17 protein-coding genes are annotated in these 14,105 nt (G+C 60.7%); 10 read left to right on the forward strand and 7 right to left on the reverse strand.

What is annotated here, in order from left to right; translation table 11 throughout:
- Positions 1 to 156 precede the first annotated feature (156 nt).
- Positions 157 to 1,656 carry a glycosyltransferase family 39 protein gene (locus F8E02_RS08405; protein WP_317065042.1) on the forward strand — a complete coding sequence of 500 codons (1,500 nt, stop codon included), beginning with the start codon at positions 157 to 159 and terminating at the stop codon, positions 1,654 to 1,656.
- Between the two features lie 212 nt (positions 1,657 to 1,868).
- Here the strand turns inward: F8E02_RS08405 and wecB are convergent, their stop codons facing one another.
- Both wecB and F8E02_RS08415 read right to left on the reverse strand, forming a co-directional pair.
- The gene (gene wecB / locus F8E02_RS08410; RefSeq protein ID WP_317065043.1) at positions 1,869 to 2,948 is read right to left on the reverse strand and encodes a non-hydrolyzing UDP-N-acetylglucosamine 2-epimerase; all 1,080 of its coding nucleotides are present in this window, start codon (positions 2,946 to 2,948) and stop codon (positions 1,869 to 1,871) included.
- A 62-nt stretch (positions 2,949 to 3,010) separates the two neighbouring features.
- Positions 3,011 to 3,742, reverse strand: a complete 732-nt coding sequence (locus tag F8E02_RS08415; protein WP_317065044.1) for a glycosyltransferase — start codon at positions 3,740 to 3,742, stop codon at positions 3,011 to 3,013.
- Between the two features lie 199 nt (positions 3,743 to 3,941).
- On the opposite strand from F8E02_RS08415, the gene F8E02_RS08420 reads away from it, so the two are divergent.
- Positions 3,942 to 4,895 carry a lysylphosphatidylglycerol synthase transmembrane domain-containing protein gene (locus tag F8E02_RS08420; RefSeq protein ID WP_317065045.1) on the forward strand — a complete coding sequence of 318 codons (954 nt, stop codon included), beginning with the start codon at positions 3,942 to 3,944 and terminating at the stop codon, positions 4,893 to 4,895.
- A gap of 59 nt (positions 4,896 to 4,954) precedes the next feature.
- Here the strand turns inward: F8E02_RS08420 and F8E02_RS08425 are convergent, their stop codons facing one another.
- From F8E02_RS08425 to F8E02_RS08440, 4 genes are all read right to left on the reverse strand, one after another.
- Positions 4,955 to 6,124 (reverse strand): M20 family metallopeptidase, encoded by a 1,170-nt coding sequence (locus tag F8E02_RS08425; RefSeq protein WP_317065046.1) that lies wholly within the window; start codon positions 6,122 to 6,124, stop codon positions 4,955 to 4,957.
- Between the two features lie 12 nt (positions 6,125 to 6,136).
- Complete coding sequence (locus F8E02_RS08430; RefSeq protein WP_317065047.1) at positions 6,137 to 6,646, reverse strand: hypothetical protein; 510 nt, start codon at positions 6,644 to 6,646, stop codon at positions 6,137 to 6,139.
- A gap of 200 nt (positions 6,647 to 6,846) precedes the next feature.
- Positions 6,847 to 7,725 (reverse strand): GTP 3',8-cyclase MoaA, encoded by an 879-nt coding sequence (gene moaA, locus F8E02_RS08435; protein WP_317065048.1) that lies wholly within the window; start codon positions 7,723 to 7,725, stop codon positions 6,847 to 6,849.
- Complete coding sequence (locus tag F8E02_RS08440; protein ID WP_317065049.1) at positions 7,703 to 8,314, reverse strand: RlmE family RNA methyltransferase; 612 nt, start codon at positions 8,312 to 8,314, stop codon at positions 7,703 to 7,705. Before F8E02_RS08440 ends, moaA begins: the two co-directional genes overlap by 23 nt.
- Before the next feature lie 249 nt (positions 8,315 to 8,563).
- Between F8E02_RS08440 and F8E02_RS08445 the strand changes: the two genes are divergently transcribed.
- Positions 8,564 to 9,307, forward strand: coding sequence for a DNA polymerase sliding clamp (locus tag F8E02_RS08445; protein ID WP_317065050.1), 744 nt, complete (start codon positions 8,564 to 8,566; stop codon positions 9,305 to 9,307).
- Positions 9,307 to 10,311 carry a DNA primase regulatory subunit PriL gene (gene priL / locus F8E02_RS08450; RefSeq protein ID WP_317065051.1) on the forward strand — a complete coding sequence of 335 codons (1,005 nt, stop codon included), beginning with the start codon at positions 9,307 to 9,309 and terminating at the stop codon, positions 10,309 to 10,311. The genes F8E02_RS08445 and priL overlap by 1 nt, the downstream gene beginning before the upstream one ends.
- On the opposite strand, the gene F8E02_RS08455 is transcribed toward priL, so the two are convergent.
- Positions 10,308 to 10,490, reverse strand: coding sequence for a hypothetical protein (locus F8E02_RS08455; protein WP_317065052.1), 183 nt, complete (start codon positions 10,488 to 10,490; stop codon positions 10,308 to 10,310). The two genes, priL and F8E02_RS08455, sit on opposite strands and share 4 nt — an antisense overlap.
- 115 nt (positions 10,491 to 10,605) lie before the next feature.
- On the opposite strand from F8E02_RS08455, the gene F8E02_RS08460 reads away from it, so the two are divergent.
- The 6 genes from F8E02_RS08460 (at position 10,606) to F8E02_RS08485 (ending at position 13,855) form a co-directional block, all read left to right on the forward strand.
- Complete coding sequence (locus F8E02_RS08460; RefSeq protein ID WP_317065053.1) at positions 10,606 to 11,154, forward strand: HD domain-containing protein; 549 nt, start codon at positions 10,606 to 10,608, stop codon at positions 11,152 to 11,154.
- Positions 11,155 to 11,194: 40 nt separating this feature from the next.
- Entirely contained in the window at positions 11,195 to 11,746 is a 552-nt protein-coding gene (locus F8E02_RS08465; RefSeq protein WP_317065054.1) for a thiamine-phosphate synthase family protein, read from the forward strand.
- 12 nt (positions 11,747 to 11,758) lie between these two features.
- Positions 11,759 to 11,947: a 30S ribosomal protein S17e gene (locus F8E02_RS08470; RefSeq protein WP_317065055.1), complete on the forward strand. Its 189-nt coding sequence runs from the start codon at positions 11,759 to 11,761 to the stop codon at positions 11,945 to 11,947.
- Positions 11,948 to 11,957: 10 nt separating this feature from the next.
- Entirely contained in the window at positions 11,958 to 12,833 is an 876-nt protein-coding gene (dapA, locus tag F8E02_RS08475) for a 4-hydroxy-tetrahydrodipicolinate synthase (protein WP_317065056.1), read from the forward strand.
- Complete coding sequence (gene dapB, locus F8E02_RS08480) at positions 12,826 to 13,584, forward strand: 4-hydroxy-tetrahydrodipicolinate reductase (protein WP_317065057.1); 759 nt, start codon at positions 12,826 to 12,828, stop codon at positions 13,582 to 13,584. The genes dapA and dapB overlap by 8 nt, the downstream gene beginning before the upstream one ends.
- A gap of 97 nt (positions 13,585 to 13,681) precedes the next feature.
- Positions 13,682 to 13,855, forward strand: a complete 174-nt coding sequence (locus F8E02_RS08485; RefSeq protein ID WP_317065058.1) for an indolepyruvate ferredoxin oxidoreductase subunit alpha — start codon at positions 13,682 to 13,684, stop codon at positions 13,853 to 13,855.
- Positions 13,856 to 14,105: the final 250 nt, after the last annotated feature.

Consider the following 14,105-nt stretch of genomic DNA (forward strand, 5'->3'; position numbering starts at 1 on the left):
TTCGCGGTAGAGCGGCGCTCTGATGGGGGTCCGGGCACCGTAGATGCCTGCTGCCGGACTCCCTTGCCGCAATAGGGGCATCTGCCGGTTTCCATGGCCTTCCGGGGACATCCAGTAACGTATATCAGCGGCTGGGGCCAACGGTTGATGATAGCGATGAGTAAAAAGCAGGGAAAATACGAGGCACGAGCACGATACGATGATAGCGGGGATCCCGGCGCATCCTCGCCGGAACTCCCGGAGACGTCGCTTGCGGCCGCCGTCAGGGCCAGCAGGCACTTGCAGGCCCTCATCGGGCTGACGGTTGCGGGGCTCCTCCTCCGGTTCTACAACCTCGGCGGAAACTCGCTCTGGCTCGACGAGGCCTCGACCCTCATGTTTGCCCGGCAGTCGCTCATCGGCATCTGGGAGAGCACCGCAGGCGGGGAGTTCAACCCGCCGCTCTTCTACTGGCTGGAGCATGGGATGCTCATCTTCGGGGAGAGCGAGTTCGTGCTCCGTCTCCTCCCCGCGTTCCTCGGCGTCCTGACGATCCCTGTTGTGTATTATATCGGAAAGGAGTTCAGGGACAGAAACGTCGGGCTCATCGCCGCCGCCCTCCTTGCGTTCTCGCCCTTCCACATCTTCTACTCGCAGGAGGCCCGGGCCTACGCCCCGATGCTCTTCTTCTTCTCCCTCGCGCTGCTTTTCTACGTCCGGGCGAGCCGGTCGGATGAGGCCCGCTCCTGGGTTCTCTTCGGGGTGTTCTCCGCGATCGCGTTCTGGATGCACTTCTACGCCATCGTGCCGGTCGCCGTCCTCGTCTTCCACGCCCTCGTCACCCGTGCCGGCGAGATCCGGCGCGACCCCCGGAGCGCGAGAAAACCGGCAATGGGGCTTGCTGCCTTCATCGTTGCCGCCCTGCCTCTCCTCATCGTCACCGTCAATCTCTTCTTCGTCCGGACATCGTCCGCCCCGACCTTCGGGGTGCAGGGGTTCGACGTCATCTACCAGACCCTTCTCCAGGTATCGGGGTTCAGCGACCTCCTCATGGCGCTCTTCCTCCTCCTCTTCCTGCTCGGTGTCGCCGTCACCTGGCGCGAGGACCGGAACGGGGCGCTCCTCCTCCTCTTCATGCTGGTCCTCCCCCTCGCGGCAAGCATCATCCTCTCCTCGAGGATGCCGATGATCCCGCGCCATCTCATCTTCCTTCTCCCGATCTACTTCGTCGGGATAGCCTCGGCGTATCCCGCACTCCATGCCCTGGTCCGGGATAGGCGGGCGGTCTACGTCGTCGTGATAGCGGCGTTCCTCATCAGCACCCCCTTCCTCGCGACCTACTACACGACCCCGCAGAAGAACGACTGGCGCGGATTCTCCACGGAGCTCGGCGGGATGACTGCGGAGGGGGACCTCGTCGTCGTGCTGCCGCCCTACATGGCGCAGCCGCTCGACTACTACTACAGCAACGCGACCGACGGGACTATCGAGCTCGGGGCGACGACCGGGGACGAACTCCGGGCTATCCGCGAGCAGTATCCCGACCGGCGCGCATTCTACGTGGTGACCGGAGATATCCTTGCCGTGGACCCCAGCGGCGACGCGGTCAGCTGGCTTGACGGGAATGCGGAGTTTGCCGGACAGCATATGGGGATCTTCCTCTTCCGGTCGGCATAGGAAGGCAGCGGCTGAACCCTGCGGCCTGACGGCGACCCCCGGCGCTCAGTGATGGGAGCGTTGCCGAAAAGGCCCGGTTGAGATCGTCCTCGGGGATGTAAACGGTCAAGACCGTTTCGATGAACTGCCCTGCCCATAGGGGGTGGGGCATCAGGCGCATCTTCCCGGGTTTACCGGGACGTATATTGGCGGGCTGAAAAAATGGAGGGATATCATCGGGAATCGAGAAGTATCTCTACGGTCTTTCTACCCGACTGACCGTCACCGAATGGATTCGCCCACGACGCCTCTCTCGATAGCATGGCCGAGACGGCATTCAGGATCCGGTGCGGCTCGGTTCCTGCGAGAACATTCGCTCCAACATCCAGCGTCTCCGGCCGTTCGGTATTCTCCCGCAATGTTATGCAGGGAACGTGCAGTATACACGCCTCTTCCTGGATGCCGCCGGAGTCTGTCAGGATCGCCCTCGCAGACTGCTCTAAGAGCAGAAATTCCAGGTAGCCCTGTGGATCGAGTATGCGCAGCCCTTCCGGAACGGAGAGGCCAAACTCGTCGAGACGCTTTAGTGTGCGTGGATGTGCGGGGAACACGATCGGGAGGTTATAGGCCGTATAGAGATCCCGCATTGCTCCGATCAGCCTCTCCAGTCTCTCACGATCGTCGACGTTCTCCTGCCGGTGAGCGGTGAGTAAGAAGTATTGTCCCGGCTCGAGTCCGAGGTCATGGTGAATATCTGATCGTTGCTGTGCTATCTTGATATTCTGGAAAACGGCATCGACAACCGTGTTTCCGGTGACCCAGATCTTCTTCCCGTCGATGCCTTCCCGGAGAAGGTTGGTCTCCGCCGTCTCCGTAGGGGCAAACAGGTATCGTGCGATATGGTCCGTCAGGAGGCGGTTCACCTCCTCGGGCATCGTTCTGTCCCAGCTCCGCAGGCCGGCTTCTACGTGCCCGACCTCCACGTTCAACTTCGCGGCGGATAACGCCGAGCCCAGCACCGTGTTGGTGTCGCCCTGCACGAGGACAACATCGGATCTATCGCGCAGAAGGATGCGTTCCAGGCCGACCATAATCTTCCCGGTCTGCTCGGCATGTGTCCCGGACCCCACATTCAGCTTATACTCAGGTTGCGGGAGTTCGAGTTCGTCAAAAAACATCGCGTCCATCTCGTAAGAATAGTGCTGGCCGGTGTGGACAAGAGAGTAGTCGAGACCTTGCTCTTCGCAATACCGGATGATGGGGGACATCTTTATGATCTCAGGACGGGTTCCGATTACAACCGTTATACGCATACGGATCACCTTCGATGGTCACGAACTCGCTGTAGCTATGATAAATCAGGATTTAACCTGCGTCAATCCCAGTCTCCTTTGAAGATCCGGATCCTGGCGATCTTGGTCAGCAGTCGCACGTGGTTCACAATCTCCTTTCGAGTGTTGATCTTCGATTCGCCATACTTGCGTGTATGGAGTTCAACCGGGATCTCTACCACCGACCTGCCGCTCAGAATTAATTTTGCCAGTATTTCGGCATTAATTTCAAAATTGTTACTCTGGATGTGCATCCCGTCCAGGGCCTCTTTCTTATAGAGCCGGAAGATGGGGCTTACGCAGGTAATCTTCGCACCAAGCGCGATCTGGTACAGCGTGTTCACCACTTTGCTCGGCAGGTACCTGATGAAGGTGACCTCCTCCATCAGCCCCTGCTCGAGGTACGGAGACCCTGAGACACAGTCCGGATGCGACGCCCGGTATGCGGCTACCAGGCCCTCGATATCCTCCGGGCGAAACGTGAGGTCGGAATCCATCGTCACGACGAGGTCTCCTTCGCAGTACCGCAGCCCGTGCTTGATTGCCGCGCCCATGCCTTTGTTCGTCCCGTTTGTCGCCGCGATGACGTCGGATCGTTCGCGTGCGAGATCCTGGATCAAGGGATACGTGTCATCCCGGCTTCCATCGTCGATAAGGATATATTGAAAGGATTCTCCTATGACTTCCGCAATATGCTCGACTTTTGGAAAAAGTTCGTCCTTATACGTCAGGATGTTATCTCTTTCGTTGTAGAGCGGAATGACTATGGAAATCATCGGATCCTCACCACGAAACGGTAAAGTATTATTTGCGTCTGGAGTTGATAAAATCTGGGCGATGGTTATCGTTGCGGAGGGCTGGCGTCTGGCGGATTTCTACGCTGGTTTAATGTGTCGAGAAGACACATGGAGATGAGAATCCGGCTTCACCCGCCTGTCCTGCCTGCGTATACATGCCTGAAGTGCCGAGGATGCCATGAGATTTCGTGTAACTCGCCAGGGAGCCATCCAGCTGCTGCTTCTCTTAATCGGCCTCGTCATCCTGGCCTACTTCATATCGCAATCGGGCATCATCGGCAACCTATGGATTATCACGACGATCAGTATTCCCCTGCTGGTCGTTGCATTTGCGCTGTCCCTCGCAAATATCGGGTCGAAGGTCTACCGATGGAAGTACCTGAGCAGATATTACTACCAGGAGATCTCATGGTACGATGCCTCCCTCGTGAGCGTATCCAGTCTGTTTTTTGCGAATATAACCCCCGGGAAGGTCGGCGACCTGTATAAAGCCTACTTCATGAAACGAAAGTACGGCCTCCAGTTCCTGGATGGGGTGTCCATGCTCTTTTACGAGCGTTTCTTTGAACTGACCATCCTCTTCCTGGTCGCTGCGGGGATCGTCATGATCCAGCTCAGGGCCGTGACGGTAATTGCACTGGAGTTCACCCTGCTCGTACTCTTTCTATTGCTGGTCCTCTACTACAAAGCGGATTTCTTTATGGGGCTAGCGGAGAAGGTCCTGGTCAGGCTGCCCATCGAGAAGAGAGAACAGGGCCCCAGTCTGCATATCCGGAAGATGCCGCTCTCCAACATCATCGTGGTCTTCCTGATCACGCTCATCTCGCTCGTCCTGGAATTCATCAGGCTCTGGTGTGTGGCGATGGCGTTTGGCTTCCTCTTAAACCCGATCCAGCTATCGATATTTATGAGCCTCGCCTTTATCATCGGTCTTGCTTCACAGATCCCTCTCGGCGTAGGGGCGATGGAAGGTTCGCTGAATTACTTCATCACATCCATGGGGGTCCCTTCGGCGACGGCCATCGCCATCGTCCTCGTCGACCGCACGATCTCGATGTATTTTGCCCTGGTCCTGGGCTTCGTCTTCTCGAAGTTCTCTCTTGACGCACTCAAGGATGCCGTAAACGCCTGAAGGAGATCGGCCAGTCGCTCTGCACAACAGGTAGCGGTGAGAAAATAAGATGTCCCTCTTCACGCCGAGTACGCCCGGATGACCCCGCGGTAGACGTCCACCGCCCGCTCGAGCTGCTTCACGGAGACCCGCTCGTCCACCGCGTGCAGCGTCGGGACCTCTCCGGGCCCGTACTCCACGACGTCGAATCCCTTATCGCGGAGGTACTTCGCGTCGCTTGCGGCCCACTGGAGGAACGGGACCGCCGGCCTGCCGTAGACCCGCTCCACCTCGGCGCAGACCGTCCTGACGATCCGGGCGTCCGGGGGCGTCAGGGTCGGTTCGGCGACGTCTGTCTCGCATATCGCGGCGTCCGGGGCATGTTCGGCGATACCCTTCCTGAGGTCGTCGAGGGAGCATCCCCACGGCACCCGCATGTCGAGTTCCATCCGGCACTGCTCCGCCACGATGTTCGCCTTCTCGCCGCCCTCGATCCGTCCCGGATTGAACATCACCCGGGTGAGGATCTTATCCCCTCCCTCGATCCCGAATATCTCGGAGAAGACCCGGGCGGACTGGGCGACCAGCGGCTTGAGATCTTCGCCGGGCGGGAACGGGCGTGCGTGGACCTCCCGCAGGTAGCCGATGAGGTCGAAGGCCGCCATGACGGCGCTCTTCCCGACGAGGGGGTAGAGGGAGCTGTGGCCGGGCCTGCCGCGGAAGGAGAGGTTGATCCGGTAGAGGCCTTTCTGGCCGAGGGCCGGGCTCATCTCCGGCGTCGGCTCGGCTATCAGGCAGTCGCAGGGCGAGAGAAGGTTCTGTGCGAGGAGCGACCGGATCCCGTGCTCCCCGCCGGTCTCCTCGTCGCAGACGAAGGCGAACTGCGCCTTCGGCTCCACCCCGCTCTCGACGAGGTCCCGGTAAGCGGCGAGGAGGGCGGCGCATCCCCCTTTCATATCGGTCGAGCCTCTTCCCCAGACGTAGCCGCCGGCAACCTCGCCGCTGTAGGGGTCGTGCGTCCAGTCGTCGGGGATGGCCGGGACCACATCGACGTGGCCGCAGAGGAGAAGCCGGGAGCCCGCCTCAGTCGTGATGAGGTTGTCCCGCCCGCCCGGATGAGAGACGATCCGGTTCTTCACCCCGAGCGAGTCGAGGAACTCCGCCATGAACGCGACCACGTCGGCGGTATTCCCCGGCGGGTTCTCACTCTTGATCCGGACGAGTGATGAAGCGAGTCGGGCGACATCCATACATGGATCTCCTTATGGCGCTCTCTTCGCCGCGAATTCGTCGAAGAGGCGCGCAAGCGATGAGGTCTTGTAGAGCTGTTTGACGAACTTCGGGTCGAAGAACTCGTCGATGAACGCCGAGAGGTAGTCGGCGGGAAGCGCCTTCTTGTCGTCGGGGTTGAGCACGATCCGGAAGCTCCGGTACTGGGCGGGATCGGCGCGGTCGTAGACACCCGACCAGAGCATCGGGAGTTCCCCGAACTTCTCCGGGTGCTCTTCTTTGAGCCAGTTGATGAAGTCGGGGAAGTACGCCCGCTCCCCGACCTTCTCCTCGTCCAGCCGCCACCGCATGTATTCCATGCTCATGACGTTCCGGGGCGACATGTAATTGTAGGCGAGGATGCCGAGGGTGAAATCGATGTGGGCGAGGGCATCGGTGAAGTAGAAGTGGAGGACCGGGTGGAACTCGGAGGGGCTCTCCAGCATCAGCGATTTGCCGTACAGTTTCTGCATGACGCGGGCGTACTCGTTCGTTTCCAGCATACACTCCTATTGGGGAGGGTGGTACAAAAAGTATTCCTTCTATGCAGAATGCGACTGCCGGAACGGCAGGAGCTTGAGAAAATTGCGCAGCAATTTTCGAGTGGCGATGACCGTTCGAGTGGCGATGACCGGCGGGGAGAGGAGGAGGACGGGGGTTCTGGAAGCGGGACTTCGTTCGACCCCGCCGGCCTATCCGCTGTTCACGTGAAGAACGGCTTGCGCCTGTTGACGGCTTCGCGGAACGCGTCCTCAAGTTCCGCACCGTGCTTGCCCTGGATGTCGACCAGGTTGTCGCTCCGGAGGAGGCAGGGCTTGAGTTTGCCGTCCGAGGTCAAACGCAGGCGGTTGCAGAAGGCACAGAACTCCGTGTTGTGGAGGGGGCGGACCACCTCGACCTCGGCGCCGTCGAGGCAGTACTTCCTCCGGTGGTGCATCCGGCGGGTGACGATCCGGGTCGCCCGCTCGTTCAACTCCTGCTCGATGCTGTCCACGTCGCCATGGAACTTGCACTCGTTGAACTCCATCAACTCGATAACCTGCAGGATGACGTCCTTTTTGCTCCGGACAAACGCCATGAAGTCGTCCATCTCGTCCTCGTTGATGCCTTCGAGGAGCACCATATTCAGCTTGACCGGGGTCAGGCCGACCTCGATCGCCGCATCGATCCCCGCGAGGACGTCGGCGAGGTAATCCTTCCCCGTGATGGCCCTGTAGCGCTCGGGCCGGAGCGTATCGAGGCTGACGTTCACCCGGGCAAGCCCGGCCTCTTTGAGTTCCGCCGCCTTCGCGGCGAGGAGCGTCCCGTTCGTTGTCAGGGACGACTCGATGCCCTCCGGCACCGAACGGACGATATCGACGAGGTCCCGGCGGAGGAGGGGTTCGCCGCCGGTGAATTTTATACTCTTTATACCGAACTGCACGCCCACCCGCATCAACTCGGCGATATCTTCGGCGCTCATCTGCTCTTTCGGGCTCACCTCGCCCTCGGCGTGGCAGTAGATGCACCGCAGGTTGCACCTTGAGGTCAGGCTGATCCGGAGATTGGTCACGCTCCGGTTATAGGGGTCCTTCAGCACCATCGCATTGTCCCTTGAAGTTCTTGGCAATAATGTAGGTCTCGGCGCTCCCTCTCCGCGACGCCTTCGTCCGGTAGCCCCGAACAGAGTAGAAATGCTTGCGCACCTCGGCGAGCAGTTCCGCGAAGAGCTCTCCCTGGAACGACTTGATCACCATGTTGCCGCCGGGTTTTAAGAGCGTGCAGGCGAACGCCAGGGCGTCCTCGCCGAGCCCGGTCGCCCGGGCCTGGTCGTAACTCTTCTGCCCGGAGAGCTTCGGTGAGGCGTCGGAGACCACGACGTTGACGACCCCGCCTGCCTCCTCGTGGATCCGTTCCTGGACCTGAGGATCGGTGAAGTCTCCGACGATGGTGGTGATACGTTCCATCGGTGCAATCGGATTGAGATCTACCCCGATGACCTTCCCGTCGGTCAGGTCGCGGAGCACCTGCAGCCAGCTGCCCGGCGCTGCCCCAAGGTCGACGACGTTGTCATCGGGCCTGATGATCCCGTTCTTCTGCTGGATCTCCAGCAGCTTGTAGGCGGCCCGAGCCCGGTACCCCGCCTTCATTGCCTTGCGATAGACGCTGTCTCTTGTCCATTGGGAGCCCATTGCCAGATTCTCCTCCGCTTGGGGCTGATAGGCGGTTGCTCACCATCAGCGTGATCGGGAGATCACATGTACTAATCGATGCGTTCAACCTTGAATGTATAGGATATGCCACCCGCCCGGACGGTGCGGCCCCGATGGATGTCATGCCGACCCGTTCCGGAAGACGGGGCACGATTGGGGCATATCGTAAAGCACTATAATGAATAACGCGATTATATACTTTCAACGAGAGTTTGATAAGGGGTCAGAATGTTAAAGGCAACGATTGATGCAGATATATTTCGGGAATCCATCGACGCGATCGCCGCACTGGTGACGGAGTGCCGCCTCCACACGGCCGACGACCTGATCCGGACGCGGGCCGTCGATACCGCAAACGTGGCCATGGTCTCCCTGGAACTCCGGAGCACGGCGTTCAACTCGTTTATGGCGACAGCCGGAGAACTGGGCCTGGATATCGCAAAGATGAAGAATATCATCGGCATGATGGGGAAGGGCGATGCGCTGACCTTGAGTCTGCTCGACGAAGAGCGGAAGCTGGAGCTGAGCTTCGGAGGCTACCGCTACTCGATCACGCTTCTGGACGTCAACACCATCCGGAAAGACCCGAACCCGCCGGGAATCGAACTCCCCGGGAAAGCGATCATCGCCGGCGACGCGTTAAACAGTGCCATCAAGGCGGCCGCCGTCATCTCCGACAAGATCGCGCTCGGGATCGACCCCGATGCCATGACCTTCTACATGGAAGCGGAAGGGGACACCGACCACATCAAGCTCGCCCTCGGCGAGGACGAACTTGTCGCCCTAACTCCCGTCCGGGCCCGCTCGCTCTTCTCGCTCGACTACTTAAAGGACATGGGCCGGGTCATGGCACGCGCGGAGAAGGTGGAGGTCTACCTCGGCATCGACCACCCGGTACGGTTTGCCTTTGACATTGCTGACGGCAACGGCCGCGTCGAGTACCTCCTTGCTCCTCGGATCGAGGCCGATTGATGGATATTGCACTCGACCAGAAAGTACTCCCCAGATACCCCTTTTTGAAAGAGTCCCAGGAGCTGGCCCGCCGGCACGTGGAGTCGCTTGAAGAATTCCTCGCGAGCAGCCCGGGCGCGGCGGCGCTCGATCGGGCGAAGGAGCGGGTCATCGCCGCGCTTACCCAGAAGAAGGAGTTCCAGGACGAGGCGGCACGCAACTTAAGGCCCGAGTTCGAGATCGCCGGCTACGCGCTGGCCCGGGTGCTGGTCTCCTGCGTCGGCGACCGCTTGCTCGTCGACCGCCTCGCGCGGTACGAGTCTGAACGCGCATCGTTCTTTCTTGCGACCGAGGACCCGGAGATCCGCCGCTTCGTAGCCATGAGCATCGGCATCGATACCGGGGCCGATGCTCTCCCGGTCATCGACTACGTGGAACTGGTGACCCATATGCGCGACTTGCGCTGGCGTCTCGTCAACCGTGACGTGCGGCAGGGGACGGTGCACCTTGCGCCGGGCGAGATCGACGACCTGATCCGGGAGCGGATCCGGGTCATCCTCGTCGACCATATGCCTCTCCGGGTCCCTTCGGGGATCTGCGAGCGTCTTGCACCGGCCACAAAAGAGATCGCGGCGCTGCAGCAGCAGCAGGCCCTCGAACAGTTCGGCGAGATCAAGGAGGAGGCGTTCCCGCCCTGCATCAACGCGCTCATCCGGGCGATCACCGAAGGGACGAACCTGACCCACATGGGCCGGTTCGCGATCACGTCGTTCCTCCACACCGTCGGGATGAGCACCACCGGGATCGCCGAGATCTTCTCGCGTGCGCCCGACTTCGACGTGGAGAAGACGATGTACCAGGTCGAGCACATCTCCGGCCGGGGCGGCACCGAGTATACCCCGCCGTCGTGCGCCACCATGCGCACCTTCGGGCTCTGTGCGAACCGCAATAAAGACTGCGAACGGGTCAACCACCCCCTGAGTTACTACCGGCTCAGGAAAAACGTAAAGAAGAAGCGGGGCTAAACGGCCATTTTGTCGACCATGTAGCCCGCAGTGCTGAGCACGGCGATAAAGATGACCAGCGCGACGATGTACGCGATCCCCTCCATTCCCACCATCACAGCAGGCAGCATCACCAGCAGCACGATAAACAGTGCGAGGCACCCGAGTGCGACCAGCACCTCAAGAACCCGTAGATTCATGTACAGAGGTGGGGCAGGGGCAGGTATATCTCTATCCCCGGAGGAGGAGCCGCCCGATTCGTGCCGGCGCGGGAGACCCGCATACTTATGGTGCAGGGGCGACAATCCATCCCGCATGGAGAGAGACGAGGCAGTGGCCCTGCTCCGGCGTTACGTGGCGTCGCCGTCACACATCGTGCACAGTCACGCCACGGCGGGGATCATGAGGAAGGTCGCGGAACACCTCGGCGAGGACGCCGCGACGTGGGAGATCATCGGCCTCCTGCACGACATCGACTACGACCTCGTCGGAGGGGATATGGATCGCCACGGGGTCGAGGGCTACCGGATCCTCCGCGACAACGGGGTCCCTGAAGAGATTGCGGACGTTGTCAGGCGCCACAACCATATGCTCACCTCCGACTACGAGCGCCCGGTCGAGCTTGCGCTCCAGGCCGCAGACAGTGTATCGGGCCTGATCCTCGCCTGCGCTCTCGTCAAGGGCGGGGCGCTCGACGAGGTCACCCCCCGGACGGTGAAGAAGAAGTTCAAGGAGAAGGCGTTTGCCGCCGGCTGCGAACGCGAGAGGATCCGGCTGATCGAGCCCCTGGTGGACCTCGAGACGTTCTACGGCCTTGCGATCGAGGGGCTCAAGGACGTCCGCGGCGACCTCGGCCTTGCCTGAACGCAACCCATATATGGCACCGGCGGCGAGGATAGAGGACATGGCACCGGAAGACCGTGGAAGAGTGATCGAACGTCTAAATGAGGCGGTAGCGCTGCTTGTCGAACGGATGGACGTGCGGCTCATCCCGGAGGTCGGGATGAACGTCGTCTACGCGCTGCCCGACGCGCGCGGCAACGAGGACGTCGCGGCGGTCCTCGGCAGGATCGTCCGGCTCGGTGAGGCGGTCCACCCCGTCGGGGAGGTTCGCTTTGGGGCAAGCGATCATGTGGCCCGGATCGTCCTTACGGCGATGCGTTTCGATCCCCGGATCCGGAGCGCGGCAAACATCCGCTTCTCCGAGGCGCTCCTGCCGGAACTCGATAACCTTCTCTTCGAGGTCTGCTCCTTTGACCGGACGAAAGAGCCGCCCGGTGTCCGGACGATGGACTGGGGCGTCGCCTCCTGCTGCAAGGAAGGCGTCCCGGACATCATCTACGACCGGGGGGCCATGGGAAAAGAGCCGATGATCAGGGTGTTAGGAGAAGATCCGGTCGCGGTCGCACAAAATATTCTTAAACTGTCGAATCGCATAATCTATGCACAATTATAAGGGAAGGTCCACATGGGTATAAAGCCATCTTATATCAAGAACCTCGGCGAAGAACTCCTGGTCAAGCACCGTGAGAGGTTCAGCGGAGACTTTGATGAGAACAAGCACGCCGTTTCTGAGGTCGCCATCATCGGGAGCAAGTTCGTCCGCAACAGGGTTGCCGGATACATCTCAAGAAAGATAAATACCAGGAAGCGGTAAACCTCACTATATGTTTGAGGGAATCCTTCCGGCCATTATTACTCCTTTTCACCGGGACTCCGGGTCGAGTCTCGATCTTGAAGGATTACGGTCCAACATCGAATCGCTAGTGCAACGAGGGGTCCACGGCGTCGTGCCCTGCGGGTCGACCGGGGAGTCCGCCACGCTCACGTTCGAGGAGCATGAGCAGGTGATCGGCAAGACCGTCGAGGTCGTCAACGGGCGGGTGCCCGTCCTCGCGGGAACGGGCTCGAACAACACCGAGGAGGCCGTTCGCCTGACCCGGTCGGCGAAGAATGCCGGCGCGGACGGCGCCCTCGTCATCAGCCCGTACTACAACAAGCCGAACCGCTCCGGGCTCGTCAAGCACTTCACGAAACTCGCGGACCTCGACCTCCCGGTCGTCCTCTACAATGTTCCCGGCCGGACGGGACAGAACCTCCAGCCCGATCTGGTCATCGAGCTCGCCCGGCACCCGAACATCGTCGGGATCAAGGAGGCCAGCGGCGATATCACCCAGATCTCCCGCATCATCGAAGGGACGCAGGACGAGGAGTTCGTCGTGCTCTCCGGTGACGACGCGATGACCCTCCCCGTCCTCGCCATCGGCGGCGCGGGCGTGATCTCGGTGGCCGCGAACATCGACCCCGGCCGGATGGTCCGGATGTACGAGGCCTTCCGTGCAGGCGACCTTGCCCGCGCACAGGGCCTGCACCACGAACTCGCTCCGCTCATGCGGGCGATGTTCATCGACACGAACCCCATCCCCGTGAAGAGAGCCGTGGAGCTCATCGGGATGGCCGCAGGCCCCGTCCGGCTGCCCCTCGACGAACTGGACGGGCAGAGGACGGAACAACTGAGAGAGGTGCTGGTAAATTATGGTTAAGGTAGTCGTATCCGGGGCCCTGGGACGCATGGGCACCAACATCGGCCGGCTCGTCGACGAGGCTCCCGACATGGAGCTCGTCGGAGGCATCGATGTGAAAGAGGGGACGCTCTTTGAGAAGGAAGTGGTCCCTGCAGCCAGAATCGATGAATTCCTCAAACAGACGAGGCCCGATGTCCTGATCGACTTCACCGTTGCGGCCGCTGCGGTCGAGAACATCAAGGCCGCAGCGCGGAACAACGTGGGGCTCGTCGTCGGGACGACCGGGTTCTCCCCCGAGCAGCGGGAGACGATCCGCGTCGCCGTCGAGGGGAACGTCCCTGCGGTGATCTCAAGCAACTTCTCGATCGGCGTCAACATCTTCTGGAAGCTCGTGCGGGAGGCCGCCCGCCAGCTCGGCGATTACGACATCGAGGTCACGGAGGCCCATCACCGCTACAAGAAGGACGCGCCGAGCGGGACGGCAAAGACCATCCTCGAGATCCTGGACCAGGAGCTCGGCGACCGCGAGAAGGTCTACGGCCGCGTCGGGGAGACCGAGCGGAAGAACGAGATCGGGATGCACGTCATCCGCGGCGGCGACATCGTCGGCGATCACTCCGTCCTCTTCGCGGGGAACTTCGAGTGCATCGAGGTCTCCCACCGCGCCTATGATCGGGCAGTCTTTGCCCGGGGTGCGGTCCGGGCCGCCCGGTGGGTCTCCGGCAGGGAACCCCGGATCTACTCCATGCAGGAAGTCCTCGAACTCTGAACAGTGTCTCCGGCCAATCCGGAGAAAGCGAAATTTATTTTTGATACCCTTCTAAAACATGTTAACATATTCGTAACGTACGTTTGGAGGAGACAAAGTGTCAGCAGTTATTGATATCGAGAAGTGTACCGCCTGTGAATCCTGTGTGGATATCTGTCCGGCTTCGGCCATCAGCATGGAAGACGGCAAGGCAAAGATCGACGCCGATCTCTGCGTTGACTGCGAGACCTGCGTCGACGAGTGCCCGTCCGAAGCAATATCGATGGAGTAATCGGTCTCGCCCTGATGGGGCGAGGCTTCCTGCCTCTTTTCCCCTGGTGCGGCAGGTCCGCGGACTCGTTGCCGTACCCCGTACGGGATGCCGCTCCTGGCAATAGGTAAGATGACTGTTCCGATTGACACGTCGGATCTTCGGCCGCCCGGCGCATACGCCCGACGCCCGTATATCTCGAATCTGCGGGGTTTTATCCCGTTTTTATCCTCTATATGCCAGATTATTGAGAAACGGGGCTTTCTGGTCG

The sequence above is a fragment of the Methanoculleus caldifontis genome (assembly GCF_032842345.1).
Classification (GTDB): Archaea; Halobacteriota; Methanomicrobia; order Methanomicrobiales; family Methanoculleaceae; genus Methanoculleus; species Methanoculleus caldifontis.

What these genes read in the sequence shown, in the direction of transcription:
- F8E02_RS08405 (WP_317065042.1), top strand. Translation starts at nt 157, where the DNA reads ATGAGTAAAAAGCAGGGAAAATACGAGGCACGAGCACGATACGATGAT.
- wecB (WP_317065043.1), bottom strand. Translation starts at nt 2,948, where the DNA reads ATGCGTATAACGGTTGTAATCGGAACCCGTCCTGAGATCATAAAGATG.
- F8E02_RS08415 (WP_317065044.1), bottom strand. Translation starts at nt 3,742, where the DNA reads ATGATTTCCATAGTCATTCCGCTCTACAACGAAAGAGATAACATCCTG.
- F8E02_RS08420 (WP_317065045.1), top strand. Translation starts at nt 3,942, where the DNA reads ATGAGATTTCGTGTAACTCGCCAGGGAGCCATCCAGCTGCTGCTTCTC.
- F8E02_RS08425 (WP_317065046.1), bottom strand. Translation starts at nt 6,124, where the DNA reads ATGGATGTCGCCCGACTCGCTTCATCACTCGTCCGGATCAAGAGTGAG.
- F8E02_RS08430 (WP_317065047.1), bottom strand. Translation starts at nt 6,646, where the DNA reads ATGCTGGAAACGAACGAGTACGCCCGCGTCATGCAGAAACTGTACGGC.
- moaA (WP_317065048.1), bottom strand. Translation starts at nt 7,725, where the DNA reads ATGGTGCTGAAGGACCCCTATAACCGGAGCGTGACCAATCTCCGGATC.
- F8E02_RS08440 (WP_317065049.1), bottom strand. Translation starts at nt 8,314, where the DNA reads ATGGGCTCCCAATGGACAAGAGACAGCGTCTATCGCAAGGCAATGAAG.
- F8E02_RS08445 (WP_317065050.1), top strand. Translation starts at nt 8,564, where the DNA reads ATGTTAAAGGCAACGATTGATGCAGATATATTTCGGGAATCCATCGAC.
- priL (WP_317065051.1), top strand. Translation starts at nt 9,307, where the DNA reads ATGGATATTGCACTCGACCAGAAAGTACTCCCCAGATACCCCTTTTTG.
- F8E02_RS08455 (WP_317065052.1), bottom strand. Translation starts at nt 10,490, where the DNA reads ATGAATCTACGGGTTCTTGAGGTGCTGGTCGCACTCGGGTGCCTCGCA.
- F8E02_RS08460 (WP_317065053.1), top strand. Translation starts at nt 10,606, where the DNA reads ATGGAGAGAGACGAGGCAGTGGCCCTGCTCCGGCGTTACGTGGCGTCG.
- F8E02_RS08465 (WP_317065054.1), top strand. Translation starts at nt 11,195, where the DNA reads ATGGCACCGGAAGACCGTGGAAGAGTGATCGAACGTCTAAATGAGGCG.
- F8E02_RS08470 (WP_317065055.1), top strand. Translation starts at nt 11,759, where the DNA reads ATGGGTATAAAGCCATCTTATATCAAGAACCTCGGCGAAGAACTCCTG.
- dapA (WP_317065056.1), top strand. Translation starts at nt 11,958, where the DNA reads ATGTTTGAGGGAATCCTTCCGGCCATTATTACTCCTTTTCACCGGGAC.
- dapB (WP_317065057.1), top strand. Translation starts at nt 12,826, where the DNA reads ATGGTTAAGGTAGTCGTATCCGGGGCCCTGGGACGCATGGGCACCAAC.